Source organism: Leptothrix cholodnii SP-6, assembly GCF_000019785.1.
Taxonomy (GTDB): domain Bacteria; phylum Pseudomonadota; class Gammaproteobacteria; order Burkholderiales; family Burkholderiaceae_C; genus Sphaerotilus; species Sphaerotilus cholodnii.
On record NC_010524.1, the window covers coordinates 2,991,535 to 3,016,287 of the forward strand.

A 24,753-nucleotide genomic window follows, 5' to 3' on the forward strand; every position below is an offset into this window, starting at 1 on the left:
GGCACCGCAGCCCCCTGCGCGTGTGTCAGACCCGAGCCACGGCCTTGCGACGGAACTCCGTCACCCACCGCACCACCTCGTCGGGCGGCAGCGGCTGGGAGAACAGGAAGCCCTGCATCGTGTGGCAACCCAGGCGCAACAAGACATCGCGCTGGTACTCGTTTTCGACACCTTCGGCCACCAACTTGAGCTTCAGGCTGTGCGCCAGCGCAATGATCGCGGTGACCACCGCCGACGACCCGCCGGTGCGGTCGAGCCGCTGCACGAACGAGCGGTCGATCTTGAGCTCGCTGATGGGCAGCTGGGTGAGGTAGGAAAGCGACGAATAGCCGGTGCCGAAGTCGTCGATCGAGATGCCCACGCCGTGCTGGGTCAGGCGATGCAGCATCGGCATCACCTCGTCCAGGCCCTTCATCAGGCTGGTCTCGGTGATCTCGAGTTCGAGCGAACTCAGCGGCACGTCGTGCGCCGCCGCGGCTTCATGGATGTGGTCGAGCACGTTGCCGCGCTCGAAGCTGCGGCTGGGCAGGTTGACCGCCACCTTCAGGTCGAGCCCGGCGCTGTCGCGCCACGAGCGGATCTGGCGCGTCGCCTCGCGCATCGCCCACTCGCTGATCGGCAGGATCAGCCCGGTCTCCTCGGCCAGCGGGATGAAGTCGCCCGGCGGCACCAGTTCGCCGTTGCGATGCCAGCGCATCAGGGCCTCGACACCGACCAGCCGGCCGCGCGCCACGTCCACCTTGGGCTGGTAGTGCAGCACCAGCTCGCCGCGTTCGAGGGCCTTGTGCAGGGCGCTTTCGAGCTCGAGCTTCTCGCGGCCCTTGCCCGACATCTGCGGCTGGAAGACCTTGACGTTGTTGCGCCCCGAATCCTTGACCGCATACATCGCCATGTCGGCGTTGCGCAGCAGGTCGACCACGCTGATGCCGTCGCGCGGGAACATCGCCAGGCCGACGCTGGCGGTGACGAAATACTCGGCACCGCCCAGCACCACCGGCGCCCGCATGGCTTCGAGGATGCGCTGCGCCGTCTCCAGTGCCTCCGGCTCGTCGGCGACCTCGGGCAGCAGGGTCACGAACTCGTCGCCGCCGAGCCGGGCCACCGCCTCGAGCGAGCGGTGCGAGCGCAGCAGGGTGGCGTCGATCGACATGTCGGCCAGCTGGTCGCTGTGGCGCACGCACGAGCGCAGGCGCCGGCCGATCTCCATCAGCAGTTCGTCGCCGACGCCGTGGCCGAGGGTGTCGTTGATGACCTTGAAACGGTCCAGGTCGATCAGCAGCAGCGCACACGGATGGCCCAGCCGGCGCGCATGTTCGAGCGCCCGCTCGGCCCGCCAGATCAGCTGGCGGCGGTTGGGCAGGCCGGTCAGGGCGTCGAAGTTGGCCAGGTGCCGGATCTTGTCCTCGATCAGGCGCCGGTCGGTCACGTCCTGGAGGATGCCGGCGTAGCCGACCACGTTGCCGTGCTCGTTGAACTCGGGCTCGGCCTCGATGTGGATGATGCGCTGGCGGTGGTCGGGCATCACCACGTTCACGTCGGTGTCGAGCACCGTGCTGTGGCGCACCACCTCGCGCAGCCGGCTGCAGACACCGGCGCGCTCGTTGGCCACCAGCGAGCGCAGCAGCCGGCGCAGGCCCAGGTGATCGTGCGGGCCGTGGCCGAGCACGCGCAGCGCCTCGGGCTCGAGCATCAGGCCGGCCGAATCGCCGCGCCACTCGAAACTGCCCATGCGCGCCAGGTCCTGCGCGCGCGCCAGCTTGGAGCGGCTGCGCAGCAGCTCGAGCTGGATGCGCGCGGTGCGCAGCAGGTGCCGCAGGCGCCCGGCCAGCAGGCGCCACTGATGGCTCTTGACGAAGAAGTCGGTCGCGCCGACCTCGTAGGCGCGCTCGATCGAGGCCTCGTCGTCGAGCCCGGTCAGCATCAGCACCGGCATCAGCTCGAAACCCGGCAGGCCGCGCAGCTCGACGCAGGTGTCGAAGCCGTCGAGCCCCGGCATCATCGCGTCGAGCACGATCAGGTCGGGCGTCCAGTCGCCCAGCAGGCGCAGCGCGCTCAGGCCGCCGGTGGCCTCGGTGACGGCAAAACCGCGTTCACGCAGGGCTGCCGAGGTCAACAGCAGCGTGACCTCGTCGTCGTCGACCAGCAGGATCCTGGGCTGGCGGTCGGGTTCTTCATCACGCAGGTACATGACGCATTCTCAGGCCGGTTGCGCCTCGATGTAGGGGTGAAGCCCCTGTTGCACCCGCAGCATCTCCAGTTGCAGCTGATTGAGCCGGGTCGCGAGCAGATCCAGCCCCACGCCCTGGCGCAGCTGGGCCTCGCAGTCGACGCACATCTGCGCCAGCGCCAGCGCGCCCACGCTCTGCGACGACGACTTCAGGGTGTGCAGCACGTGGCGCACCAGCGCGGCGTCCTGGCCCGACTGGCCCTCGGCCAGCTGGGTCAGCATGCGGCCGATCGACGCATCGAAGGCTTTCAGGACCCGTTCCAGCAAGCGGTTCCGGCCGCCGGGATCGAGTTCGCGCAAGCGCTGCAGCGCCTGCACGTCGAGCATCGGGGCGCCGCCGCGCAGTGTGGCCTCGCCCGGCGGGGCGGGCGCCGGATCGGGCGCAGCGCGGCTGTCGTCGGCCGGCAGGCCGGTGCCGACCAGGCCCGGCACCACGCCCTGCAGGATGCCGAGCAGCTGGCTCTGGCGATAGGGCTTGGACAGATAGGCGTCGAAGCCGAAGCCCAGGAAACGCTCCTCGTCGCCGTCGAGCGCATTCGCCGTCACCGCCACCACCGGCAGATTGGCGGGGGTGCGCAGCTTGAAGCGGCTGCTTTCGCCGCGCCGGATCCAGTGCAGCGCCTCGATGCCGTCCATGCCCGGCATCTGGATGTCCATCAGCACCAGATCGACGGGCTGCTCGCACAGCACCCGCAGGCCATCGAGCGCGGTGCCGGCCACCCGCACGCGGCAACCCAGGCGGTGCAGCATCTGGCCCATCACCTCCTGGTTGACGGGGTTGTCCTCGACCACCAGCACCTGCGCCCGGACCTGCGCGTCGACCGGCTCGACACCGCGGCTGGCGGTGACACCCAGGATCGCCTGGCGCAGCTCGGCCTTGCGCACCGGCTTGTGGATGAAGCGCACGAAACCGGCGTCCTGCGCCAGCCGGGCGTCGTCGGGCGCGCTGGCCGACGACAGCATCACCAGCTGGGTGCCGGGCGCCAGACCCTCTGCGCGCAGGGCCTTGGCGAAACCGATGCCGTCGAGCCGCGGCATGCGCCAGTCGACCAGCGCGATGTCGAAATCGGGCTGATCGGCCGGCCGGTTGCGCAGCAGCTCGAGCGCCGCCTGGCCGTCGACGGCCAGCGTCACGCTCAGGCCCCAGGCGCTCAGCAGGTGGTCGAGCACGGTGCGGTTGGTGGCGTGGTCCTCGACCACCAGCACCCGCGCCTGCGGCAGCGCGGTGAGCTCGCCGGCCTCGCTGTCGCGGCCGCTGCCGGGCTCGAAGGTCATCGTGAAACGGAACTCCGAGCCGACGCCGGGCTGGCTGACCACATCGATCTGGCCGCCCATCAGCTCGACCAGCTGGCGCGAGATCGCCAGCCCCAGCCCGGTGCCGCCGTAGCGCCGCGCCATGCCGCCGTGGGCTTGCGTGAAGGCCGTGAACAGCCGCGGCAGCAGCTCGGCGGCCATGCCGATGCCGGTGTCACGCACGCGGAACTCCAGCATCGCCGGCGCCCCGGCCCGCGGCCGCGGCAGGAACCGCAGGTCAACCGTGACCTCGCCGTGTTCGGTGAACTTGACCGCGTTGGCCACCAGATTCGTGAGCACCTGGCGCAGCCGCAGCGGGTCGGCCAGCACATTGGCCGGCACATCGCCGGTCTCGCGAAAGCTCAGCTCCAGGCCTTTCTCGTGCGCGCGCGGGGCCAGCAGGTCGAGCGTGTCCTCGATCAGCGTGCGCAGGTTGAAGTCGGTCGGCGCCAGTTCGAGCCGGCCGGCCTCGATCTTCGAGAAGTCGAGCACGTCGTTGATGATCTCCAGCAGGTTCTCGCCCGAGCGGTAGACCGCCTGCGCGAAGCGGCGCTGGCGGTCGTCGAGCCGGGTGCCCAGCAGCAGCTCGGTCATGCCGAGGATGCCGTTCATCGGGGTGCGGATCTCGTGGCTCATGCTGGCCATGAACTGGCTCTTGGCCTGGCTGGCGGCCTCGGCCACGTCGCGGGCGGCCTGCAGCTGCAGCGCCCGCTCGCGCTCGTCGGTGACATCGTCGAGCAGGCCGTAGACGCGCGTCTCGCCGCCCGGCAGCACCCGCGTGCGGGTGCGCTGGCGCAACCAGCGCAGGCCGCGGCCGGGGTGGCGGATGCGCAGCGTCACGTCGGTGGCCTCGAGGGCTTCTTCGTGTTCGCGCTGCTGCGCCAGCAGCCGGGCGTCGTCGGGCAGCACCAGCGACTGCAGCAGGTCGGGGTGCTCGCGCCGGTCGGCCACCTTCAGGCCCAGCATCTGATACATGCGCGGGCCGATGTAATACCACTGGTCGCGCGCCGGGTTGCTGATGAAAACGCCCTCGTCGATGGTCTCGACCAGCTCGCGGTAGCGGGTTTCGGACTCGCGCAGGCGCAGCTCGTCGCGGCGCTGGCGGGTGACGTCGCGCAGCTGCGTGATCACCACCCGGGGCGGGCCGTGGCGATCCTGCACCGCCACGTGGCGGGCGCTGATGACGCGCCGACCCTCGACCGTCGGCCAGACGAACTCGTGCTCGACCGCGCCCGGACGCTGCAGCACCTCGTCGAGCTCGGCGCGGATGCGCTCGTGCAGGCCGGCGCCGAGCATGTCGTCAAGGCCGCTGTTGCCCGGCGTCGGCGAGACGCCGAACTCGATCTGGGCGTGGCGGTTCAGCGACAGCACCTGCATCCGCTGGGCGTCCAGCACCAGCAGGCTGATCGGCAGGTTCTCGGTCAGCGCGGCCAGCAGCTCGCGCTGCTCGTCGTTGCCGGATTCGTGCGCCTTGCGGCTCGAGATGTCGGAGCACAGGCAGACGAACTGCAGCCGGCCGGTGGTCTCGTCGATCACCTGCGCGGCGTCGACCTCCAGCCAGTATGGCTGGCCGGGCTCGGCGCAGGCCTGGCCGCGGCGCGCCACGAACTCGTGCCGGAAGGCACCGCTGCCGGCGAACAGGGTGCGCAACTGGGCGGCGGCGTCGCTGCGCGTGAGGTCACGCGCCAGCGCTTCCCAGAGCGGGCGGCCCTGCACCTCCAGCGGCAGGTGGCCGGTGATCTCGGCAAAGGCCGGGTGGACCCATTCGATCCGGCCGTTCTGGTCGGTGATGACGGTCGAGCGACCGGTGCGCGAGGCCAGCATCGCCACCTGGGCGAGCTGCTCGTCGCGCTGGCGGGCCAGCTGCAGGTCGGCCTCGCGGCGTGCCACCGCCGCCAGCTGCAGGGCGAGCATGCCCAGCAGCGGCAGCACCTCGGGGTCGAAGCGGTCGGGATCGTGAAACTCGAGCGCCGCCAGCGTCGGCCGCAGCGGCTCGCTCGCGGCCAGCCCGGCGACGGCGACCGGGCCGGGCCCGTGATCGGGGGTCTCGAGCGTGAGCACCGGCAGCACCAGCACCTGGCGCACACCCGGCGCCCGCCAGTTCCAGGCCTGCGGGCTGACGCCGACCGCGCCGTATTCGACCTGGCCGCGGCTCAGCGCCCGGCCCAGCGGGCAGCGCTCGGCTTCGACCAGCACCAGCTGCGCCAGGTCGATCCACTCGTCGTCGGTGCTGCTTTCGGGGCCCCAGGGCTGCACCAGGCTCGAAGCCGGCCGCCACTGCATCACCTGGACCAGGCCGACGCCCTGCGCGCCGAGTGCGCGGGCGACGCTCGGCGCCACCACCGTCATCGCGTCCAGCAACCGCGAGGTCGACGACACCGCCCGCGCCAGTCGCCACAACAGGTCGGGCGTGAGGGTCTCGACCGGTTTCACGTTCGCTGGCATGCCGGGCCGCTGTCCAGATCGATCCCGAGGCGGTGAATCGTCATCATCGAATGAGGTTGAAGGAATCGCCGACGCAGCCCCGCGCGTGGCCTGCGTTTTCACATTTGCGCGCAGCATAGGGCTCGCGCCAGGCCCCTTCGAGCACGCAGCGATCCCGAACGCGCAATTTCGCCGATGTGCGCGAGCGCCGCCCGAGGGGCACCATGCGCAGGCGGCGGGTGCGGCACCGACGCATCCCTACAATTGCTTTCATGTGGCGCGATGATCAGCATTCAGACGGTTTGGCCGGTGGCACCGAAGGGCCCGCGTGCTGAGCACGGTTCGACGCCGGCGGATGGCCTGGCGGGTGGCGTTGCCGGCCGGCCTTGGCGCCCTGCTGCTGGTGATGGCCGCCAACGGCCTGGCGACGGCGTTCGGGGTGTCGGCCGGGGTGTCGGTTCTGCTGGCGCTGGTGGCCTGCGGGTGCGTGGGGGTGGCGGCGGCCGGCTGGTCCGGGCTGCAGTCCGACGCCCGCAAGCAAGCGCCTGAAGCGATCGCCACCAGCCGCCCGGCCCCGCCGGTCGACCTGATCGCCGCCGACTGGGAACGCGCCCTGCTCGCCCGCCTGCCCGGCCTGAGCTTCATCGTGCAGCGTGTCACCGAAGGCGAGCTGACCGACTGGCTGCTGCTGGCCGGCCACGGCCAGGCCGAAGCCGGCCAGGCGCAGGCCGACACCGCCATCCCGGCCCCCGAGCTGCTGAGCCACTGGCTCGCGCGCCATCCGCAATGTCCGCCCGCCGAGGTGGTCGCGGCGCTGCAGGCGGCGGGCGACACCGCCACGCCCCCCGGCGCCGACCCGCGGCCCTGGCGCGTGCTGCCGCTGGGCGTGCGGCACAGCGTGCTGTGGCAGCCCCCGACCGCCAAGGCTGCGCCGGTTCCCCCTGCTCCCGCACCGGCTCCTGTTCCAGCGCCTGCCCCCGCGTCCGTCCCGGCGCCGGCGAAGCCACCCGAGAACGACCGCGAATCGATCGCCTACACGGTGTCGCACGACCTGCGCGCGCCGATCCGCGTGATCGAGGGTTTCACGCGCATCGTGCGCGAGGACTACGGCCACCTGCTCGACCGCATCGGCAACGACCACCTCGACCGCGTGCTCGGCGCCGCCACCCGCATGAACACCATGATCGACGCGCTGCTGGCGCTGTCGCGGCTGTCGAACCAGCCGCTGGTGCGCGAGGCGGTACCGCTGTCGCAGCTGGCCACGCAGATCATCGAGGAGCTGCGCGCCCAGGCGCCCGGCCGGGTGGTGCAAGCCAGCATCGAGCCGGATCTGACGGCACAGGGCGACCCGGCGCAGCTGCGCACCGTGCTCGAGAACCTGCTCGGCAACGCCTGGAAATACTCCGCCCGGCGCGCCGAGGGCCGGATCGAGTTCGGCCTGACGCGGCTGAGTGCGGTGCGCGCCGACGTCGACGCGGCGCAGGATCGCCCGGTCTACTTCGTGCGCGACAACGGCGCCGGTTTCGACATGCGGTTCGCCGAGCGTCTGTTCGGCGCCTTCCAGCGCCTGCACAGCGCCAGCGAGTTCACCGGCACCGGCGTCGGCCTGGCCTCGGTGCGGCGCATCATCAACCGCCACGGCGGCGAGGTCTGGGCCCAGTCCAAGGTCGACGAGGGCGCCAGCTTCTACTTCACGCTCGGCTGAACCGGCCGGACGGCGCGCATCAGCGCCGGATCAGCGCCGGATCAGCGCCGCAGCAGCCAGCCGGCCAGCGCGCGCAACGCCATGCGCGAGCGCAGATTCCAGATCGTCAGCCGCTCGGTCGGCCGCACGCCGTCGAGCCACGGCGTCAGGGCCTCGACCCGGCCGCTGGCGTCGGGCGGCCAGAGCAGGTCGGATTCCTGCGTGGCGCCGTCGCGCATCGCCTCGGCCAGGGTCTGCAGCAGCAGTTCCTGGGCCGGCGCCAGGTCGACGACATCCGGCGCCGCAACCGCGTGGCGCTCGAGCCAGACGCCGCCGCAGCGCAGCCGGATCAGCGCCGCCACGTCCTGACCGCCGCCGCGCATCAGCCGCAACTCGGCCTCGCCGCGCGCGGCCAGCAGCGGCAGGAAGGCGCGGTAGAAGGCCACCCGCTCGGGCTTGCTGCTGATGCGGTAATGGGCGTCGGCCAGGGGCGACGCCGCAAGCCGCGCCTCGATCGCCAGGAAGCGATCCAGCGCCGCAGGCATGTCGGCGCCGGTGTTCAGGACCTCGGTGGACAGATCGGGCAGCCGGCGTTTCAACGCATGCTGGACGTGCTCGCGGGCCTGGCGCAGCGCCGCCGGCCGGCGGACCCGCCACGCCACGGCGTCGCCGCCGAGCGGCTGCCACGGCGCTGCGGTATCGGCCTGCGCGCGCACCTGGAATCCACCCGCCACGCCGGGCCGAACGGCCAGCTGGCGCAGCGGCCAGCTGCCGGCGTCGAGCTCGGGCAGCGTCAGCACGTGCCAGCGGCTGCGCAGGCCGGCCAGCGCCGACCAGAGGCCGGCCCAGGCGGTGTCGGCATCGCCCTCGCACAGCACGTGCGGGCGCTCGCCTTCCCAGATGCCGATCGGGCCGAGCTGGCGGACCTCCATCTTCGCCTGCCGGCTGCGGCGCAGCACCAGCGGCCAGACCGCCTGCAGATGACCGGCGTCGCCCAGCGTCAGCACGAACAGCTCGTCGCCCGGCTGGCGCAGGTGCTGCCAGGCCAGCCGCACGTAGCGGTGGCTGACGTAGAGCTGGCCGGGCGCGCCGCCGGCCTGCGCGCGGGCCTCGAGCGCGTCCCAGGCCGGACCCAGCGCCAGCAGCGCGGCCTCGTCGGTGATCAGGTCGGCGCTCACCCGCGTGGCGCTCACAAGCAGGGCGCTCACAGTCCGGGCAGCGCCAGTTGCTCGACCGCCTGCACCATCGCGCGGCAGCTGACGTCGAGCGGGCGACCGTCGCGCTCGGCCAGCTGCTGCAGGCGCGCCAGCGCGGCGCTGGCGGTGAGCGAATAGCGATGCATGACGATGCCCACCGCGATCGCCACCGGCTGGGCCAGCGGATCGGCTTCGGCCGGTGCCGGCCGGGCGGGCTGCGCCGCCGGGCCGCTGCGCACCTGCGCCATCACGGCCTCGACCGCCGGCACGATCTGGGCGATGTCGAGCGGCTTGACCAGGTAGGCCTTGGCGCCCAGCGCCTTGATCTGCGCCACGGTGGCCTCGTCGGAGAAGGCCGACAGGAACATGAACGGCAGGTGCAGGTGCTCGCGCAGATAGGCCGCCACGTCGAAGCCGCTCATGCCGTCCATGCGGATGTCGAGCAGCGCCAGATCGGGCTTGTGCTGGCGCGCCTGCAGGATGGCGTCGTCGCCGTTGTCGGCGTCGACCACCTCGAAACCGGCCTGCGACAGGCCGTGCACCAGGGTGGCGAGCACCAGCCGGTCGTCGTCGACGACCAGGATGCGGCCCTTGCTGTCGGGAGATGGATTCACGCTGGATGCTCGGAGTTTTCGATCGATGGCGGCGGGCTCGCCGACGCGTTCAGGAGTGTCGCATGGCCCCCACGCGCTCGGGCCACGCTCAGGCCACCCGGGCGGGTGGGGGCAGGCGCGTGACCACCGGCGCAGCCAGCGCCACGATCGCCACCACCCGGTCGTCGCGCTGCTCGATGCCGAGCGAGGCGTTGCGGCGCGGCAGCAGGGCCCGCACCAGCCCCAGGCCCGACACGGTCGACGGCCGGTGGTCGATCCGGAATCCCGGCGGCAGGCTGCCGAGGTTGCCGATCTCGATGCGCACGCCGCCCGGATCCGCCACCAGGCGGCAGCCCACCGTGCTGCCGGCGGGGCTGTGCTTGATCGCGTTGGTGAGCAGTTCGTTGAGCGTCAGGGCGATCGGGATCGACTCCGACTCGGGCAGGGCCCAGTCGATGCGCTCGTGGTCGTCGACCCGCAGCTCGATCGTGCGCCCGAAGGTGCGTTCCACCGACTGCGCGATCGCGCTCATCACGTTGCGAAAGCGCAGCGGCCCGATGTTGCCGACCTGCAGCCCGTAGACCTGCGCGATCGCCTGCACCTGGCCGACCACCTCGGCAATCACCGGCTGGACCTCGGGGCGGCGGGTGGCGATCTGCTGCATCAGGCCGACGACGCCCTGCAGGTTGTTCTTGATGCGGTGGTGGACCTCCTGCACCAGCATCTCGCGCTGCGCGATCGCGGCTTCCAGCTCGGCCTGCTGGGCGGCGCGCTGGGCGGTCACGTCGCTGGCCACCAGCAGGATCTGGTCGACCCGCTCGCCCGGACGCGCCAGCGGCAGGAACCGCGCATCCCACACCTGCGCGACCGCACCGCGCTGCCAGCGGTATTCGCGCTGCGTGACCTGCTCGGGGCTGGCCATCGCCACGCGCACGTCCTCGCGCAGGCGCTGCGCCGCGGCGGGCGAGAACAGCTGCTCGGGCCGGCAGCCCACCGCCGCTTCGGCCGCCACGCCGCACAGCTCGGCGGCGGCCCGGTTGATCTGCAGCACCGCCAGGCTGTTGGCGTCGCACAGCGTGATCGCCATCGGCGCGGCTTCGATGATGCGCTGCAGCGAGGCGCGTGCCTCGGCCACCCGGGCCTCGGCCTGGCGGCGCTGCTCGATGTCCATCAGCGCGAACATCAGCTCGCGCCGGCCGTGCGCACCGAGCGTGTTGACGACGTTGCCCACCACCCAGAAGGTGCGACCGTCGCGGCCCTGCACGCGGCACTCGAACATCAGCGCCTCGCCGTCGCGCAGCTCGTCGAGCAGCTCGAGGCTGCGCCGGAACGGGTGCAGCGGCTCGTCGGTGGCGACCGCATCGATCGCCCGCCCGAGAAAGTCGCCCAGGTCGCCGCCGAACATGCGCCGCGCCGAACGGTTCAGCCACGAGATCACGCCCTGCTCGTTGACCGTGACGATGCCCACCAGCACCGAGTCGAGCACCGCCCGGTTGCGGTCGGCCTGCTGGCCCAGCACCTGGGCCATCTGCTCGCGCTCGTGCGCCAGGGTCTCGAGCTGCGCCTGCTGCGCCTTCAGCCGGGTGATCTCGGAGACCACCGCGATCGCCTGCGGCGCGTCGCCGGCCGGGCCGGTGCGGCGGATGCTGAGCGCGTACCAGTGGCGCTGGCCGTCGTCGTCGGGCACTTCGAGCTCGGCTTCGTGCAGCGTGTCGTGCTCGAGGCCCTCGGCCCAGGCGTCACCTTGCACGTGGCTGGCCAGCAGGGTGCGGATGTCGCGCCCCACGCCGGCCCCCGGGGCGAGCCGCAGCATGTGCTCGAAGCGCCGGTTGCACTGCACCAGCGTGTAGCCGCGCATCGAGGCGATGCCGGCCGGCGAGCTCTCGAGGATGGTCGACAGATCGGCCAGCAGCTGCTCGGCGTGCGCCTGCGCGAGCTGCTGGCGGGCCACCGCCAGATCGCGCTCGGCCTCGGCGGTGCGGTCTTCGAGCATGCACATGATGCGGCGCGGGCCGCCACGGCCCTCGTGCGCCTCGTAGCTGCGCAGCAGCGCGCGCACCCAGCGCGCACCGCCGTCGGCCTGGGGCAGGCTGCCGTCGGCGCCAGCCCAGTGGGCGTCGGGCTCGACCGCCATCAGCTGCTGGTCGGCGCGCCAGGCCAGCAGCGCCCTGACCTCGGGCGAGGCCTCGCGCACTTCGACCAGCGGGCCGCCGACGAGCTGCTCGAACACCTGGTTGGCGCGCAGCACCAGCCCGCCCGGGTCGAACAGCGCCATGCCCAGCGGCGAGCGGTCGAACCACTGGTCGAGCTCGCGCGAGTAGCGCTCGGCCTGGTCGCGCGCGGCGTGTTCGGCGGTGGTTTCCTGCATCAGCGTGAGCAGCAGGTGACGGCCGTCCTGCGTCAGCGTGACGTAGCGTGCCGCGCGCACCCAGCGCACCTGGCCGTCGCTGTCGATCAGGCGCTGCTCGACCAGCGCCGGCACGTCCGGGTGCAGCGGGTCGCGCATCAGCCGCTCGCGGTCGGCCAGGGTTTCGGCGTGATCGGCGGGCGGCTGGAAACCGAGCGGATCGTGGCCGATCAGGCGCTCGCGGCTGCCGCCGGCCAGGGTCAGGAAGGCCGCGTTGACGTCGAGGATGCGAAACGATTCGTCCTGCAGCATGGCCGGGAACGGCGCGCCCCAGAGCATCGCGTGCACATGGCGCAGCGGCCCGTCGGCGATCTGCAGCACCGGCACCTGCTCGCGCAGACGCAGCGACTCGAGCGGCAGGCACAGCGCCCAGTGGCGCTCGTCGAGCCGGCTGAGCACGGCCAGAGGCCGGCCGTCGGCCGAGCGCGGCGGCTGGACCAGCGAGCGGTCGCTGCCGATGGCCTGGTTGAGCCACTGCCAGATGGAGGTGTCGAACACGCTGCGCAGGTCGGCCAGGCTCATGCCGACTTCGACGTGCAGGTGGCGCAAGGCCGCCGGGTTGACGTAGCGCAGACCGGCGCCGGCATCGAACACCAGCACCGGCTCGACCAGGCTGTCGAACAGGGCTTCGGGCAGCATCGTGGCGGGCCGGTTCACGTCAGCTCGATCGCTCCGGCCAGGGCCTTCAGCAGGGCCCGGTTGATGGTGCGCATCTCCAGCAGGGCGCGGTCGGCCGCGTCCATGATGTCGTGTGCCGTGCCGCCTTCGAGGCAGCGCACCAGGTGGATCGCGTATTCGTACGGGCCGCTGCTCTCGACCAGCGCCTTGTAGACCTGGTCGGGCACCGGGATGGTCTTGAGCAGTTCGGCGAACGGCTGCTGCAGCATGCGGTCGAGCAGCGAGAAGACGCCGCAGATGAACATCTCGCTGCAGACGGTCGAGTCGCTGCCCGGCGGCGCGAGCGCCTCCATCAGCAGGCCGCGGCGCACGGCGGCGAACATCACCGGCCGCTGGTTGGCGTCGCTGCCCGCCGTCACCAGCAGCAGCGCCAGCCAGCGCTTGAGCCGCTGGTAGCCCAGCAGCATCACGGCGTGGCTGAACGACGAGATCTCCACGCTCAGGCCGAACACCGGCGAGTTGATGTAGCGCATCAGCTTGTAGGCCAGCGTCGGGTCGCGCTTGAGGGTGGCCTCGAGCTGGCCCATCGGCGCTTCGGCGTCGACCTGGTTGATCAGCTCGATGATGGCCTGCAGGTCGGGCCGGCTGGTGGCCGCGCTGCGTCCGGGCTTGACCTTGATGACATCGTCGATCGGCCAGCCGACCACCGCCACCGCATTGCGCTGGAAGGCCGATTCCATCTCGGCCATGCTGCGGATGCCGTCCTGGAAGAAGCCGATCGAGCGCTGGATGCCCGCCGGCGCCGGCACGGCGTCGAGGCGGCGCTCGTCGGCCATGTCGACGATCGCGTACTTGAAGGCGCCCAGCAGTTCGCGCGGCAGCGGCTGGTCGGGGCGGCCCGACAGCAGCAGCATGTTGCCGTTGGCCGCCAGCGTCAGGATGGCATCGCGGTGCAGCGGATCGCAGGCCATGAACTTGGGCACTTCGATCATCACGTTGGTGGTCGGCTGCACCGTCAGCAGGTCGGACAGCAGGGTCTCGCTGCGCACCGACAGCGCCACCCGCTGGCCATCGGCGGGCCAGACCTGGCCGACCGCCTCGAGCAGCTCGTCGACGGCCATGCGCCGTCCGAGCTGCAGGGGCGAGACGGTCAGGCGGGTCGCCATCACGTTGCGTTGGCGGTCGATGACCGGGCAGTAGCTGAGGGCTACCTGGCCGAGGATGGTTTTGTCCATGGGGGGTGTCGGATTCGACGGTCAGTTGCCGATGTAGTTGAACAGCGAAAGCTTCTGCACCTGCGCATACGACTGCAGGGCGGCCTGGTAGCTGGTCTGCTTGTTCGAGAAGTCGGAGATCGCCTCCACCATATCGAGATCTTCGGCGTTCGATCGGGTGGTCTTGGATGAAAGAATTCTGGCATCCGTGCGGTCGCCCACGCCGTCGAGCCGGTTGAGGGTTTCGCCAACCATGGCACGTGCCGACGAAAAGCTGCTGAGCGCCTGATCCATGTCACGCAGGCCGGCGTTGACGCCCTGCATCACCTGGCCCGGATTGGCGTTCGGATCGTTGAGCACCGCCAGGGCCCGATCGAGCGCGTCGAACACGCTCAGCTCCGGCTGCGACGGCGCGACCGTGAAGCGGTCGGGCGGCGTGCCGGTGGCCGACGGCGTGCCGCTGATGGTGAACGCCACGCCCGGCACGTCGGTGATCGCCTTGCCGGCGCTGTAGGGCTGGTTGCTGGCGATCGAGGCGCCGTCGCTGTCGGTGATGCTGTATTCCAGCGCACCGCCGGCACCGGCCGAAAAGCTCACCTCGTAGGACTTGCCGGTGTAGGCCGCCGGATCGGTGACCTGGCCGGCGTTGACCCAGCCGCTGCCGCTGTTGGCGGCGTCGGCGGCGGTCGTGAAGACGCCGTTGCCGCTGCGCGCCTGCAGCCAGATCTGCTGGCCGTCGACCGACAGCGGCAGGCGCTCGTCGGTCGCGCCGTTGATCTGCCCGCCGGTCGAGGCGTAGTCGACGCCGCCCACCGCGTCGAGGAACGGGGCGGTCTGCACGCCCTGCCCGCCGAACAGGTAGCCGCCGTTGCCGTCCTGCTGGTTCGCCACGTTGAGCAGCTGGTTGCGCAGCTCGCTCAGCTGCAGTGCCACGGCCTTGCGTTCGCCGGCGGTGTAGCTGCCGTTACCGGCCGCCATCAGCGCCTCGCGGGCGGTCTGCACCAGGTCGACGGCGTCGCCGAGCGCGCCTTCGGACAGCGTCATGGCGTTGCGGCTGGCGTCGATCACCCGCAAGGTGGTCTCGCCGCGGGTCTGCTCGATCAGGGCCCGCTCGGCCCGCGCCGCGCCGGTCGGGTCGTCGCTCGGCTTGCCGATCTTCTTGCCGCTGGTGAGCTGGCCCTGCGCCAGCGACAGCTCCTGCTGGCGCCGCTGCAGCGTGTTGATCGAGGACTCGTAGGTGGAGGCGGTGGACACTCGCATGGCTGGACTCGATCGGTACGGCGGGGGAAAACGGGGAGGCAGCGGGTTGTCGGCGGCGGATTCGGCGGGTCAGCGGACAGAACCAGACGGCAGGCCGTCAGCCGCCCAGCGACAGCACGGTGTCGAACACCTTCTGCGCCGTCTGCAGGATCTTGGCGGCCGCCTGGTAGGCCTGCTGGTACTGCAGCAGCCGGGCGGCCTCTTCATCGAGATTGACGCCGGTCTGCGCGCCGAGCTCTTCCTTGGCGCGATCGGCCACGCCGGCCGAGACGGTCGCCGCCGATTGGGCGCTCTGCACCCGCACGCCGATGTCCGACAGGGTCTGCGCGTAGCTGTTGGTGAAGGTCTGGCCGAGCGTCATCGCGGTGTCGGCCAGGCCCTGCAGCGCCAGCGCGTTGCCGTTGCTCGAGGCGGCGAAGGTGGTCGGCCCGACCGCGAAGGTGTCGGCCTCGGCCGGCACGCCGTCGATCTTGATGGCGACGCCGTCGTAGCGGATCGGCGTGCCCGCGCTCCAGGTGCCGCTCGAGAGCAGGCTGCCACCGCTGTCGAGCAGCTGGTAGTCGCGCCCGCCACCGGCGCTGGTGGCGCCGAACGCCAGCGTCATGCTGCCGTAGGGCGTGGCGGCGGCGGTCTCGATCACCACCGAGTTGAGCCGGCCGGTGCCCTGGTTGGACGGCGCCGCGGTCACGCTGATCGGGCTGGCGGCGGCGATGCCTTTCGGGTCGGTCAGGGCCAGCTCGATCGACTGCGCGGCACCGCCCACCGGCTGCAGCAGGAAGCGGTCACCGGCCAGCGGCGCCGAGCTGCCGAAGTCGATCCGGAAGCCGTCGACCTCGGCGCCGTTGACGAGGCCGGCGCTGCGCTGGCCGTCGCTGCGCCGCAGCACGTCGAAGCTGCCGTCGGCGTTGACGCTGAGCTCGTACTCGCTGGCCTGCAGCGCCCGGCTGTCGGTGATGGTCAGGGCGACGTTGCCCGCCGGGTTGCCGGCGGCATCGCTCGCATTGCCGGCGGCCGGCACCGCGTTGGCCGCGACGTGGCGGAACAGCGGGTCGCCGGCCGTGCCGCCCAGGCTCAGGCCGAGCGACTGCTGCCGGTTGACCTCGCTGGCCAGCGTGCTGGCGAGCTGGCCGAGCTGGTCGCGGGCGGCGCTCAGGTCGTTGTTCTGGAAGCCGATCAGGCCGGCCAGCGTGCCGCCGCCGAGCGACTGCTGGTCGAACGGCCGCTCGACGCCGGCCACCTTGACCGCCACCTCGACCCGGGCCGGATCGAACCGGTCGGCGCGCGCCACCATCTCGTAGGCCGCGTTGCCCAGCACCAGGCTCTGGCCGCCGCCGATGAACAGGTTGAGCGAGCCGTCGTCCTGCTCGAGCCGCGTCACCTGCACGTGCTGGCTCAGCTCATTGACGAGCTGGTCGCGCTGGTCGAGCAGGTCGTTGGGTTCCTGGCCGCTGCCGCGGGTGCTGGCGATCTGTTGGTTGAGCTCGGCCACGCTCTGCGCCAGGCCGTTGATGGTGTTGACCGTGTTGCCGACGTCCTCGGTCACCGACAGCTGCAGCGCCTCGATCTGGTCGCTCGAGGCCCGGAAGCGCGACGCCAGCTCCTCGCTGCGCGCCAGCACCACCTGGCGCGCCGACGGGTCGGCCGGTGACGAGGCCACGTCGCTGAAGGCGTTGAACAGCTTGGTGGCGGCAAAACCCAGCCCGGCCTCGCCGGTGCCGAAGGAATCCTGCAGGCGCGACAGCATGTCCGAGCGGGTCGAATCGGCAGCGGCCTGGGCGCGGGTCTGCGCCACCTGGTCGGTCTGGAAGGCGCTGACCGCGCGCGTGACGGTCTGCACCGCCACGCCGCGGCCGTAGTAGCCGGCGCCGCTGTACTGGCCGCCGACCGTGGTCAGCACGGTGTCCTGGCGCGAATAGCCCGCCACGTTGGCGTTGGCGATGTTGTGGCCGGTGGTCTGCAACTGCGCCTGCGAGGCGAACATCGCCCGCGTGCCCAGGTTCAGGAGCGTGGACGTGCTCATGTGGGTGCCCTCGCGCGGTCAGGCTGCGCCTGCGCCACCGCGCCGATCTCGCGCTGCAGGCGGGCGGTGGTCTCGATCACGCGGCCGAGCTTGGCGGCGTACTGCGGGTCGGTGGCGTAACCGGCGCGCTGCAGGCCTTGCGCGAACGCGGTGGCGTCGTTGCCGGCGCGCACCACGCCGGCATAACGCGGGCTGTTGCCGATCAGCCGGGCGTAGTCGCGGAAGCTCTCCTCGGGCGTCGCGTAGGCGCGGAACTTCGCCTGCACCTTCTGCGGCTGACCGTTGATGACCTCGGTGGTGGTGGTGGTCACGGTCGGACCGGTCCAGCTGCCGCCGGCCTTGATGCCGAACAGGTTGTTGGAGTTGGTGCCGTCGGCGCCGCGGATCTCGCGCCGGCCCCAGCCGGTTTCGTGTGCGGCCTGCGCCAGCATGAAACGCGCCGGGATGCCGCTCTGGGCCGCCACCTCCTGCGCCGCGGCCGAGTGGGCCTGGATGAAATCCTGCGCCCGGCCGGTGGCCGAACTGCTGCGCGACGGCGTTGACGGTGCTGCGGTGGCGCCGGTGGCCGAGCCGGCCGTTGCACCGGTTGCTGCCGGCACGCCGTAGCTGGCCGCCAGCCGCGCCCGGTTGTTGTTCAAGCCCGCGACGCTGCTCGCCGCGCCGGTCGCGCCCGCGCCCAGGCCCTTGAGCCCGCCGATCGCAGGCCCCGATCCCGCCGCGGGGCTCACACCCATCTGGCGTTCGAGCTGGCGCGCGATGGCGTCGGCCAGCCCGCCGGGCTGGCCGGTCATCGAGGTGGCGTACTGCTGGTCGAGCATGCCGGTCATCATCTCGCCGCCGTTGCTGGCGAGCATGTCGTCCTTCATCGTGGTGGCGCGCATGCTCTTCATCAGCTCCTGCATGAACAGGGCCTCGAACTGCTTGGCAACTTCCTTGATGGCGCCCTTCGGGTCCTTGTTCGCACTCGCCCGCAGGCCGTCGAGCGACGCGCCGCCGGCGACGAGCTGCTGCGAGGACGCTGGACTGGAGGCCGCGGCACGCATGATCAGATGACCTCCAGCTCCGCGTTCAGGGCGCCCGCCGCCTTGATCGCCTGCAGGATCGCCAGCAGGTCACCGGGCGTGGCACCGAGCGAGTTGAGCGCCTTCACCACGTCGGTGAGCTGGGTGCCTTCCTTCAGCTGGATCAGCGAGCCGGGCTCCTGGTTGATCTTGATGTCGGTCTTTTCGGTGACGGTGGTCTGGCCGTTCGAGAACGGCGCGGGCTGGCTGACCTGCGGCGTCGAGGTGATCGTGACCGACAGGTTGCCGTGCGCCACCGCGCAGGCGGCCAGCGTGACGGCCTGGTTCATCACGATCGAGCCGGTGCGGGCGTTGACGATGACCTTGGCGGCCGGCTTGGCCAGCTCGATCGCCAGGTTTTCCATGTCGGCCAGGAAGTTGACGCGCTCGTCGGGCGTGGCGGGCATCTTGACGCGCACCACGCGGCCGTCCATCGCGCTGGCCGTGCCCTTGCCGAAGCGTTCATTGATGGCCTGCGAGACCGCGCGGGCGGTGGCGAAATCGCTCGACTTGAGGTCGAGCTGCAGCGAATCGCCCTCGGCCAGCGGCGTGGGCACCGCGCGCTCGACGGTGGCGCCGTCGGGGATGCGGCCGGCCGACAGGTGGTTGACCTGCACCTTCGAGCCGCCCGCCGAGGCGCCGGCGCCACCGATGATCAGGTTGCCTTGCGCGAGCGCGTAGATCTGGTTGTCGGCGCCGCGCAGGGGCGTGCCGATCAGCGTGCCGCCGCGCAGGCTCTTGGCGTTGCCGAGCGAGGCCACGGTCACGTCGACCGACTGGCCGGGCTGCGCGAACGGCGGCAGCGTGGCCGTCACCATCACCGCGGCGACGTTCTTGATCTGCATGTTGGTGCCCGGCGGCACGGTCACGCCGAGCTGCTGCAGCATCGCCGTCAGGCTCTGCGCGGTGAACGGGGTCTGCGTGGTCTGGTCGCCGGTGCCGTCCAGGCCCACCACCAGGCCGTAGCCGACCAGCTGGTTGGGCCGCACGCCCTGCACGCTGGCGACTTCCTTGATGCGGGTGGCGTGGGCGGGGGCCGGCCACCAGAGTGCCGTGCTGGCCAGCACCAGCGCCAGCCAGAGGGCGCCGCGCAGCAGGCGATCCTGCAGGTCTTTCTGGCGTTCGGCCAGCGGGCCGGTCAGCGAGTCAAGCAGCGTGTCCATCTGCGGGTCCGATCTCTTGAGTGGTCGAACCCATTGTGTCGGCGCTTCAGATCGGCAGAAGGTTCAAAAAGAAGCGCCCCAACCACCCTATCTTCTGCGCATCGGCGCCGCCGCCGCGGCCGCGCTGCTCGACGCGCACGTTGGCGATCTGCGCCGAGGCGACCGAATTGCCCGGCTGGATCGAGCGCGGATCGACCTGGCCCGAGAAGCGCAGCACGTCGGCGTTGTCGTTGACGCCGATCTGCTTTTCACCCGCGATCAGCAGGTGGCCGTTGGGCAGCACCTCGATCACGGTGGTGGTGATGGTGCCGCTGAACTCGTTGGAGTTCTCGGTGCCGCCCTTGCCGGCGAACTTGTTGGTGCTCGATCCGCCCACCCCCAGCTTGCCCAGCGCCGCCACGCCCTGGTAGGGCAAGGCGGTGAGCGAGGCATCGACCGAGCCGCTCTTCTCGACCGTGCTGGTCGACTTGGCGCTGGCGCTGACCTTCTCGACGATCTGCACCGTCAGCGTGTCGCCGACCAGGCGGGCGCGGTGATCCTCGAACAGCGGCCGGTAGGCGCCGGCCTGGAAGATCGAGCCGTTGCTGACACCGGGCGTGACGACCGCCACCGGTCGGGCCGACGTCGGCTCGGCCACGTCCACCTTGGCCACGGTGGGCATCAGGTTGCAGGCGCCGAGCAAAGCGGCCGAGCCGACCAGCAGGGCCAGCCGGGCACTGCGGCCGATGCGCGTGACGAGGCGGTTCATGCCGTTCTTTCAGAGCTGACCGAGCTTCTGCAGCATCTGGTCGGAGGTCGAGATCGCCTTCGAGTTGAGCTCGTAGGCGCGCTGGGTCTGGATCATCGTGACGAGTTCCTCGACCACGTTGACGTTCGAGGTTTCGAGGAAACCCTGGCTCAGCGAGCCCAGCCCGTTGCTGCCCGGCGCGCCGCCGTTGGGCGTGCCCGACGAGGCGGTTTCGGTGTAGAGGTTGCCGCCCTTGGCCTCCAGGCCGGCCGGGTTGATGAAGTTGGCCACCTGCAACTGGCCCAGCACCTGCGGCGCGGTCTGGCCCGGCAGCGCCACCGACACCACGCCATCGGGCGCGATCGTCACGGTCTGCGCGTCGGCCGGGATCGTGATGCCGGGCTGCACCGCGTAGCCGGCGCTGGTGACGAGCTGGCCGGTCGCGCTGACCTGGAAGGCGCCGTCGCGGGTGTAGCCGGTGGTGCCGTCGGGCATCTGGATCGGGAAGAAGCCGTTGCCCTTGATCGCCACGTCGAGCGTGTTGCCCGACTGCTGCAGGTTGCCCTGCGTGAACTGGCGCGAGGTCGCCACCGTGCGCACGCCCAGGCCGACCTGCAGGCCGGTGGGCAGCTGGGTCTGCTCGGAACTGGCCGCGCCGCTCTGGCGCAGCGTCTGGTACATCAGGTCCTCGAAGACGGCGTGCGACTTCTTGTAGCCGTTGGTCGCAACGTTGGCGAGGTTGTTCGACACCACGTCCAGCTGGGTCTGCTGGGCTTCCATGCCGGTCTTCGAAATCCACAGGGCGCGCATCATGGTGAGTTACCTCGGGTTCAGTTCAGGGACAGCAGCTGGGCGGCCTGCTTCTCGTCCTGTTCGGTGGTCTGCATCGACTTCATCTGCTGCTCGAACTGGCGCGCCGCGGAGATCATCGCGACCATGGTCTCGATCGCGCTGACGTTGGAGCCTTCGAGCGCACCGTCCTGCAGGCGGGCGTTGGGGTCGGCCGGCAGGTCGCCGTCGGCGGCGCGGAACAGGCCGTCGTCGCCACGCTTGAGCGGCGCCTCGGGCGTCACCAGCTTCAGCTTGCCGACCGGGGTGATGCCGCCGTTGGCGGCGCGCGCGCTGATGGTGCCGTCGCCGGCGATCTGCACCTCGGCGTTGGCCGGCAGCGTGATCGGGCCGCCGTCGCCCAGCACCGGCAGGCCGTTGCTGCCGACCAGCAGGCCGTCGGGCATGACGTTGAGCGCACCGGCGCGGGTGTAGGCCTCGGTGCCGTCGAGCGACTGCACCGCCAGCCAGCCGTTGCCCTGCATCGCCACGTCGAGGTTGCGCCCGGTGGCGGTGATGTTGCCTTGCGCCGGGTTGTAGCCGGTGGTGGTCTCGAGCGCATAGGCGCGGGTGGTGGCGCCGTCGCCGCGCACCGGCACGGCCCGGAAGGCCTGCATTTCGGCCCGGAAGCCCACCGTCGACACGTTGGCCAGGTTGTTGGCCAGCGTCTCCTGGCGCTGCATGGTGGCCTTGGCGCCCCCCATCGAAAGGTAGATGCGGCGGTCCATCGTCTACTCCGGCGTCACTTCAGGTTGACCAGCGTCTGCAGCACCGAGTCCTGCGTCTTGATGGTCTGCGCGTTGGCCTGGTAGACCCGCTGCGCGGTGATCATGTTGACGAGTTCGGCGGTCAGGTCGACGTTCGAGTCTTCCAGCGAGCCCGACTGCAGCTGGCCGAAGTTGCCCGAATCGGGCGTGCCGACGGTGGCGCTGCCGGAGGCAAAGGTCGAGGCCCAGGCGTTGCCGCCCACCGCCTGCAGGCCCTGCGGGTTGCGGAAGTTCGCCACCTCGATCTGGCCGGCCGACTTGGTCAGGCCGTTCGAATAGCGCGCGGTGATGATGCCGTTGCTCTCGACGTTCAGGCTCGACATCTCGCCGGGCGCATAGCCGTTCTGGGTCAGGTCGGTGACGCTGAAGGTGGCGCCGTATTGCGTGGCCTGGGTGAAGTCGAAGCTCACGCCGGTGATCGGCTCGGTGGTCGAGCCGTCGGCGGCGGTGGTGCCGGGCACGTCGAAGACGACCGGTGCGGCCGGCGAGATCGGCGCCGCGCCGCTGGTCGGGAACTGCAGCTGCGTCACCGGCACCGGGCGGCCGCTGGCGTCGACGTTGATCGAGGTGCCGTTGGCGGTGGCGTAGATGTTCCAGGTGTCGGGCGCGCTCTTCTGGAAGTAGTAGGTCATCGCCACCGGCTGGCCCTTGACGTCGTAGGCCGTCATCGAGGTCGCCTTGTTGTAGGAGGCGGGATCCTCGAAGTCGATCTGCGCGGCCAGCGGCGCGGCGGCCGCGGCGTCGGCCGTGGTCGTCACCGTGGTGGCCGCCTGCGCGGCCACCGTGACGGCGCGGTCGCGGGCGGCCAGCGCCGCCGTCGCCAGCGACTGCAGCCGGGTGTCGGCCGGCGCGGCGTCGGCGTTGGCCTGGGCGGTGTCGTAGGCGGCCTGCGTGGTCACGACCGCGGCGTCGGCGGCGGCCTGGGCGGTCACCGCATCGGCGGCAGCCTTGTTGGCCACGGCGGTCGGATCGGTCAGCACGCCGCGCGAGTCGAGGTTCATCTCCATCTTGACCTCGTCGGTCGCCATCGGCGCGATGCCGGCGGTCGGCAGCTGCAGCGCGCCGGCCGCACCCGGCACCACCACGCCGTCGGCGTTGGCCGGGTAGCCGAGCAGCTTCTGGCCCGAGTTGTTGACGATGAAGCCTTCCTTGTCGAGCTTGAACTGGCCGTTGCGGGTGTAGAGCTGGTTGCCGGCGGTGTCCTTGACCTGGAAGAAGCCGGCGCCGTTGATCGCCATGTCCAGCGGGTTGTCGGTGGCCGACAGGCTGCCCTGCGTGAACTGCTGCGACACCGCAGCCACCTGCACGCCGATGCCGACGTTGCCGGTGCCGATGTTGTTGATCGTGCTGGCGTACATGTCGGCGAACTCGGCCCGCGAGGCCTTGGTGCCGTAGGTGTTGGCATTGGCGACGTTGTTGCCGATCACCTCGAGGTTCTTGCTGGTGGCGTTGAGACCGGAGAGGCCTTGCTGGAAGTTCATGATCGGATCCTTTCAGGACGAATGTCGGGGCGTGTCGGGGCGGGAGTCGGGTGCGCGGCTCAGGACGAGAACGCCTTGACGTCGCCGTAGTTGATCTGGTTGCCGCTGGCGAGGTCGAGCTTGAGGCTGCCGCTGCTGTTGCTGACCGCGACCACCTGATCGCGCACCAGCGCCGTGCTGGTGACGGCGGCCGCGCCGTTGGTGGCGACGACCCGGAAGCTGATGCCGCTGGTGTCGGCCGGCATCTGCGCCGGTGCCCAGGTGAAGCTGTGGCGCCCGGACGTCTCGGCGCCCAGGTCGACGGTGTCGATCACCCGGCCGGCGGCCGACAGCACCTCGATCCGGGCGGCATCGGCCGGGCCGGCGAGTTCGTAGCCGGCGCTGGCCTGGCCGGTGGCGGGGTCGAGATTCAGGCCCTTGCCCGCAACCATCACGCCCTGCCCGACCAGTTGCGCGCCCTGCAGCGCCTGCATCTGGGTGAACTGGCCGCCCATCGCCTGGATGCTCTCGTTGACCTTCTCGATGCCCGAGACGGTGTTGATCTGCGCCATCTGGCTGGTGACCTGGGCGTTGTCCATCGGGCTGAGCGGATCCTGGTTCTGCATCTGCGCGACCAGCAGCTTGAGGAAGCGGTCGGCCGAGGCCTCGGTGGTGCTGGCCGTGCTGCCGCTGCCCGAGAGCTGCGAATAGATCGAGGCCGAGCTGTTGGTGGAACCGGTGACGGTGGTGGACATGGCGGGGGCGGTCTCGGTCGGTTGGGCGGACGGGTTCGGTGCGGTTTCAGGCTGCGATCAGGCGGCTCACGAGCCCTGGCCCATCTGCAGTGTCTTGAGCAGCAGCGTCTTGGCGGTGTTCATCACCTCGACGTTGTTCTGGTACGAGCGCGAGGCCGAGATCATGTTGACCATCTCCTCGACCGCGTTGACGTTGCTGTAGGTCACGTAGCCCTCGGCGTCGGCCTGCGGGTGCTTGGGGTCGTGCACGCGGCGGCCGGGGCTCTGGTCCTCGGTGATCTGCGAGACCTTGACGCCGGCGGCGCCCATCTCGCCCATCTGCACCGACTGGAACATCACCTGGCGGGCCTTGAAGCTCTGGCCGTCGGGGCCGGCGACGGTGTCGGCGTTGGCCAGGTTGGTGGCCACCGCGTTGAGCCGCTGGCTCTGCGCGCTGACCGCGCTGCCGGCGACGTTGAAGATGTTGAGCATGGACATCGTGGGCTCCTGCAGGTGCGGTCAAAGGCCGCGGTCACTGGCCCTTGATGGCCGACATCAGCGTCGAGACGCTGCCGTTGATGAAGCGCAGCGTCGACTCGTACTTGACCGCGTTGTCGGCGAAGCTGGCGCGCTCGCGGTCCATGTCGACGGTGTTGTTGTCGAGGCTGCTCTGGCTCGCGGTGGCGTACGTCAGCTGCGACGCCGACCTGGCGCCCACCGCCACCGGGATGTGGCCACCGTGGGTGGTGGCCAGCGCACCGCCGACCGACTGCTCGCCGACGGCCTGCTTGAGCGCGCTGGCGAAATCGAGATCGCGGGCGACGTAGCCGGGCGTCTCGGCGTTGGCGATGTTGCTGGCGATCAGGCGCTGGCGCTCGGAGCGCAGCACCAGGGCCTGCGACTGGAAGTTCAGCGTGTCGGTGATGCGGTTGAGCATGATCGGGTTCCCCGGCGTCCCGCACGGGTGCGGAACTTGGCTGATTGTTGGCAGGCGAGGCGCCAAACATGAGCGCGATAAGCGACCGGTAAACCGTGCATCTCCGCGCCTGGCCGGGCCCGGCACCGATCTACATTGAT

18 protein-coding genes are annotated in these 24,753 nt (G+C 71.0%); 1 reads left to right on the forward strand and 17 read right to left on the reverse strand.

Annotated elements, in window-relative coordinates; all coding sequences use genetic code 11:
• Positions 1-25: 25 nt before the first annotated feature.
• A complete protein-coding gene (locus LCHO_RS13590; protein ID WP_012347736.1) occupies positions 26-2,188 on the reverse strand; it encodes a putative bifunctional diguanylate cyclase/phosphodiesterase in 2,163 nt (720 codons plus the stop codon).
• Positions 2,189-2,197: 9 nt separating this feature from the next.
• Positions 2,198-5,965, reverse strand: a complete 3,768-nt coding sequence (locus LCHO_RS22260; protein ID WP_012347737.1) for a response regulator — start codon at positions 5,963-5,965, stop codon at positions 2,198-2,200.
• 307 nt (positions 5,966-6,272) lie between these two features.
• Here LCHO_RS22260 and LCHO_RS22265 point away from each other — a divergent pair, with 307 nt between their 5' ends.
• Entirely contained in the window at positions 6,273-7,649 is a 1,377-nt protein-coding gene (locus tag LCHO_RS22265; protein ID WP_150105474.1) for a sensor histidine kinase, read from the forward strand.
• A gap of 41 nt (positions 7,650-7,690) precedes the next feature.
• Here the strand turns inward: LCHO_RS22265 and LCHO_RS13605 are convergent, their stop codons facing one another.
• The 15 genes from LCHO_RS13605 to flgB all read right to left on the reverse strand — a co-directional run bounded on the left by LCHO_RS13605 (position 7,691) and on the right by flgB (position 24,613).
• On the reverse strand, positions 7,691-8,836 hold the full coding sequence (locus LCHO_RS13605; protein WP_043704310.1) for a GNAT family N-acetyltransferase: 1,146 nt from the start codon (positions 8,834-8,836) through the stop codon (positions 7,691-7,693).
• The gene (locus LCHO_RS13610; RefSeq protein WP_012347740.1) at positions 8,833-9,438 is read right to left on the reverse strand and encodes an ANTAR domain-containing response regulator; all 606 of its coding nucleotides are present in this window, start codon (positions 9,436-9,438) and stop codon (positions 8,833-8,835) included. Before LCHO_RS13610 ends, LCHO_RS13605 begins: the two co-directional genes overlap by 4 nt.
• An 88-nt stretch (positions 9,439-9,526) precedes the next feature.
• Positions 9,527-12,481 (reverse strand): PAS domain S-box protein, encoded by a 2,955-nt coding sequence (locus LCHO_RS13615; protein WP_150105475.1) that lies wholly within the window; start codon positions 12,479-12,481, stop codon positions 9,527-9,529.
• Positions 12,478-13,677, reverse strand: a complete 1,200-nt coding sequence (locus LCHO_RS13620; RefSeq protein ID WP_012347742.1) for an EAL and HDOD domain-containing protein — start codon at positions 13,675-13,677, stop codon at positions 12,478-12,480. The genes LCHO_RS13615 and LCHO_RS13620 overlap by 4 nt, the downstream gene beginning before the upstream one ends.
• A 21-nt stretch (positions 13,678-13,698) precedes the next feature.
• Positions 13,699-14,916: a flagellar hook-associated protein FlgL gene (gene flgL, locus LCHO_RS13625; protein WP_012347743.1), complete on the reverse strand. Its 1,218-nt coding sequence runs from the start codon at positions 14,914-14,916 to the stop codon at positions 13,699-13,701.
• 97 nt (positions 14,917-15,013) lie between these two features.
• On the reverse strand, positions 15,014-16,936 hold the full coding sequence (flgK, locus tag LCHO_RS13630) for a flagellar hook-associated protein FlgK (RefSeq protein ID WP_012347744.1): 1,923 nt from the start codon (positions 16,934-16,936) through the stop codon (positions 15,014-15,016).
• On the reverse strand, positions 16,933-17,979 hold the full coding sequence (gene flgJ, locus LCHO_RS13635) for a flagellar assembly peptidoglycan hydrolase FlgJ (RefSeq protein ID WP_012347745.1): 1,047 nt from the start codon (positions 17,977-17,979) through the stop codon (positions 16,933-16,935). Before flgJ ends, flgK begins: the two co-directional genes overlap by 4 nt.
• Positions 17,980-17,981: 2 nt before the next feature.
• Positions 17,982-19,160, reverse strand: a complete 1,179-nt coding sequence (locus LCHO_RS13640) for a flagellar basal body P-ring protein FlgI (RefSeq protein WP_012347746.1) — start codon at positions 19,158-19,160, stop codon at positions 17,982-17,984.
• Between the two features lie 46 nt (positions 19,161-19,206).
• Entirely contained in the window at positions 19,207-19,908 is a 702-nt protein-coding gene (locus LCHO_RS13645; RefSeq protein ID WP_012347747.1) for a flagellar basal body L-ring protein FlgH, read from the reverse strand.
• Between the two features lie 9 nt (positions 19,909-19,917).
• Positions 19,918-20,700 (reverse strand): flagellar basal-body rod protein FlgG, encoded by a 783-nt coding sequence (gene flgG / locus LCHO_RS13650; protein ID WP_012347748.1) that lies wholly within the window; start codon positions 20,698-20,700, stop codon positions 19,918-19,920.
• Between the two features lie 17 nt (positions 20,701-20,717).
• Positions 20,718-21,443 (reverse strand): flagellar basal-body rod protein FlgF, encoded by a 726-nt coding sequence (gene flgF, locus LCHO_RS13655; RefSeq protein WP_012347749.1) that lies wholly within the window; start codon positions 21,441-21,443, stop codon positions 20,718-20,720.
• A 14-nt stretch (positions 21,444-21,457) separates the two neighbouring features.
• Positions 21,458-22,963: a flagellar hook protein FlgE gene (locus tag LCHO_RS13660; protein WP_012347750.1), complete on the reverse strand. Its 1,506-nt coding sequence runs from the start codon at positions 22,961-22,963 to the stop codon at positions 21,458-21,460.
• A gap of 59 nt (positions 22,964-23,022) precedes the next feature.
• Complete coding sequence (locus LCHO_RS13665) at positions 23,023-23,697, reverse strand: flagellar hook assembly protein FlgD (RefSeq protein WP_012347751.1); 675 nt, start codon at positions 23,695-23,697, stop codon at positions 23,023-23,025.
• A 66-nt stretch (positions 23,698-23,763) separates the two neighbouring features.
• Entirely contained in the window at positions 23,764-24,174 is a 411-nt protein-coding gene (gene flgC / locus LCHO_RS13670; RefSeq protein ID WP_012347752.1) for a flagellar basal body rod protein FlgC, read from the reverse strand.
• A gap of 34 nt (positions 24,175-24,208) precedes the next feature.
• On the reverse strand, positions 24,209-24,613 hold the full coding sequence (gene flgB, locus LCHO_RS13675) for a flagellar basal body rod protein FlgB (protein WP_012347753.1): 405 nt from the start codon (positions 24,611-24,613) through the stop codon (positions 24,209-24,211).
• Between the last annotated feature and the right edge of the window lie 140 nt (positions 24,614-24,753).

What these genes read in the sequence shown, in the direction of transcription:
- LCHO_RS13660 (WP_012347750.1), bottom strand. Translation starts at nt 22,963, where the DNA reads ATGAACTTCCAGCAAGGCCTCTCCGGTCTCAACGCCACCAGCAAGAAC.
- flgB (WP_012347753.1), bottom strand. Translation starts at nt 24,613, where the DNA reads ATGCTCAACCGCATCACCGACACGCTGAACTTCCAGTCGCAGGCCCTG.
- LCHO_RS13645 (WP_012347747.1), bottom strand. Translation starts at nt 19,908, where the DNA reads ATGAACCGCCTCGTCACGCGCATCGGCCGCAGTGCCCGGCTGGCCCTG.
- flgJ (WP_012347745.1), bottom strand. Translation starts at nt 17,979, where the DNA reads ATGCGTGCCGCGGCCTCCAGTCCAGCGTCCTCGCAGCAGCTCGTCGCC.
- flgL (WP_012347743.1), bottom strand. Translation starts at nt 14,916, where the DNA reads ATGCGAGTGTCCACCGCCTCCACCTACGAGTCCTCGATCAACACGCTG.
- LCHO_RS13620 (WP_012347742.1), bottom strand. Translation starts at nt 13,677, where the DNA reads ATGGACAAAACCATCCTCGGCCAGGTAGCCCTCAGCTACTGCCCGGTC.
- LCHO_RS13665 (WP_012347751.1), bottom strand. Translation starts at nt 23,697, where the DNA reads ATGTCCACCACCGTCACCGGTTCCACCAACAGCTCGGCCTCGATCTAT.
- flgF (WP_012347749.1), bottom strand. Translation starts at nt 21,443, where the DNA reads ATGGACCGCCGCATCTACCTTTCGATGGGGGGCGCCAAGGCCACCATG.
- LCHO_RS22260 (WP_012347737.1), bottom strand. Translation starts at nt 5,965, where the DNA reads ATGCCAGCGAACGTGAAACCGGTCGAGACCCTCACGCCCGACCTGTTG.
- LCHO_RS13590 (WP_012347736.1), bottom strand. Translation starts at nt 2,188, where the DNA reads ATGTACCTGCGTGATGAAGAACCCGACCGCCAGCCCAGGATCCTGCTG.
- flgK (WP_012347744.1), bottom strand. Translation starts at nt 16,936, where the DNA reads ATGAGCACGTCCACGCTCCTGAACCTGGGCACGCGGGCGATGTTCGCC.
- flgC (WP_012347752.1), bottom strand. Translation starts at nt 24,174, where the DNA reads ATGTCCATGCTCAACATCTTCAACGTCGCCGGCAGCGCGGTCAGCGCG.
- LCHO_RS13640 (WP_012347746.1), bottom strand. Translation starts at nt 19,160, where the DNA reads ATGGACACGCTGCTTGACTCGCTGACCGGCCCGCTGGCCGAACGCCAG.
- flgG (WP_012347748.1), bottom strand. Translation starts at nt 20,700, where the DNA reads ATGATGCGCGCCCTGTGGATTTCGAAGACCGGCATGGAAGCCCAGCAG.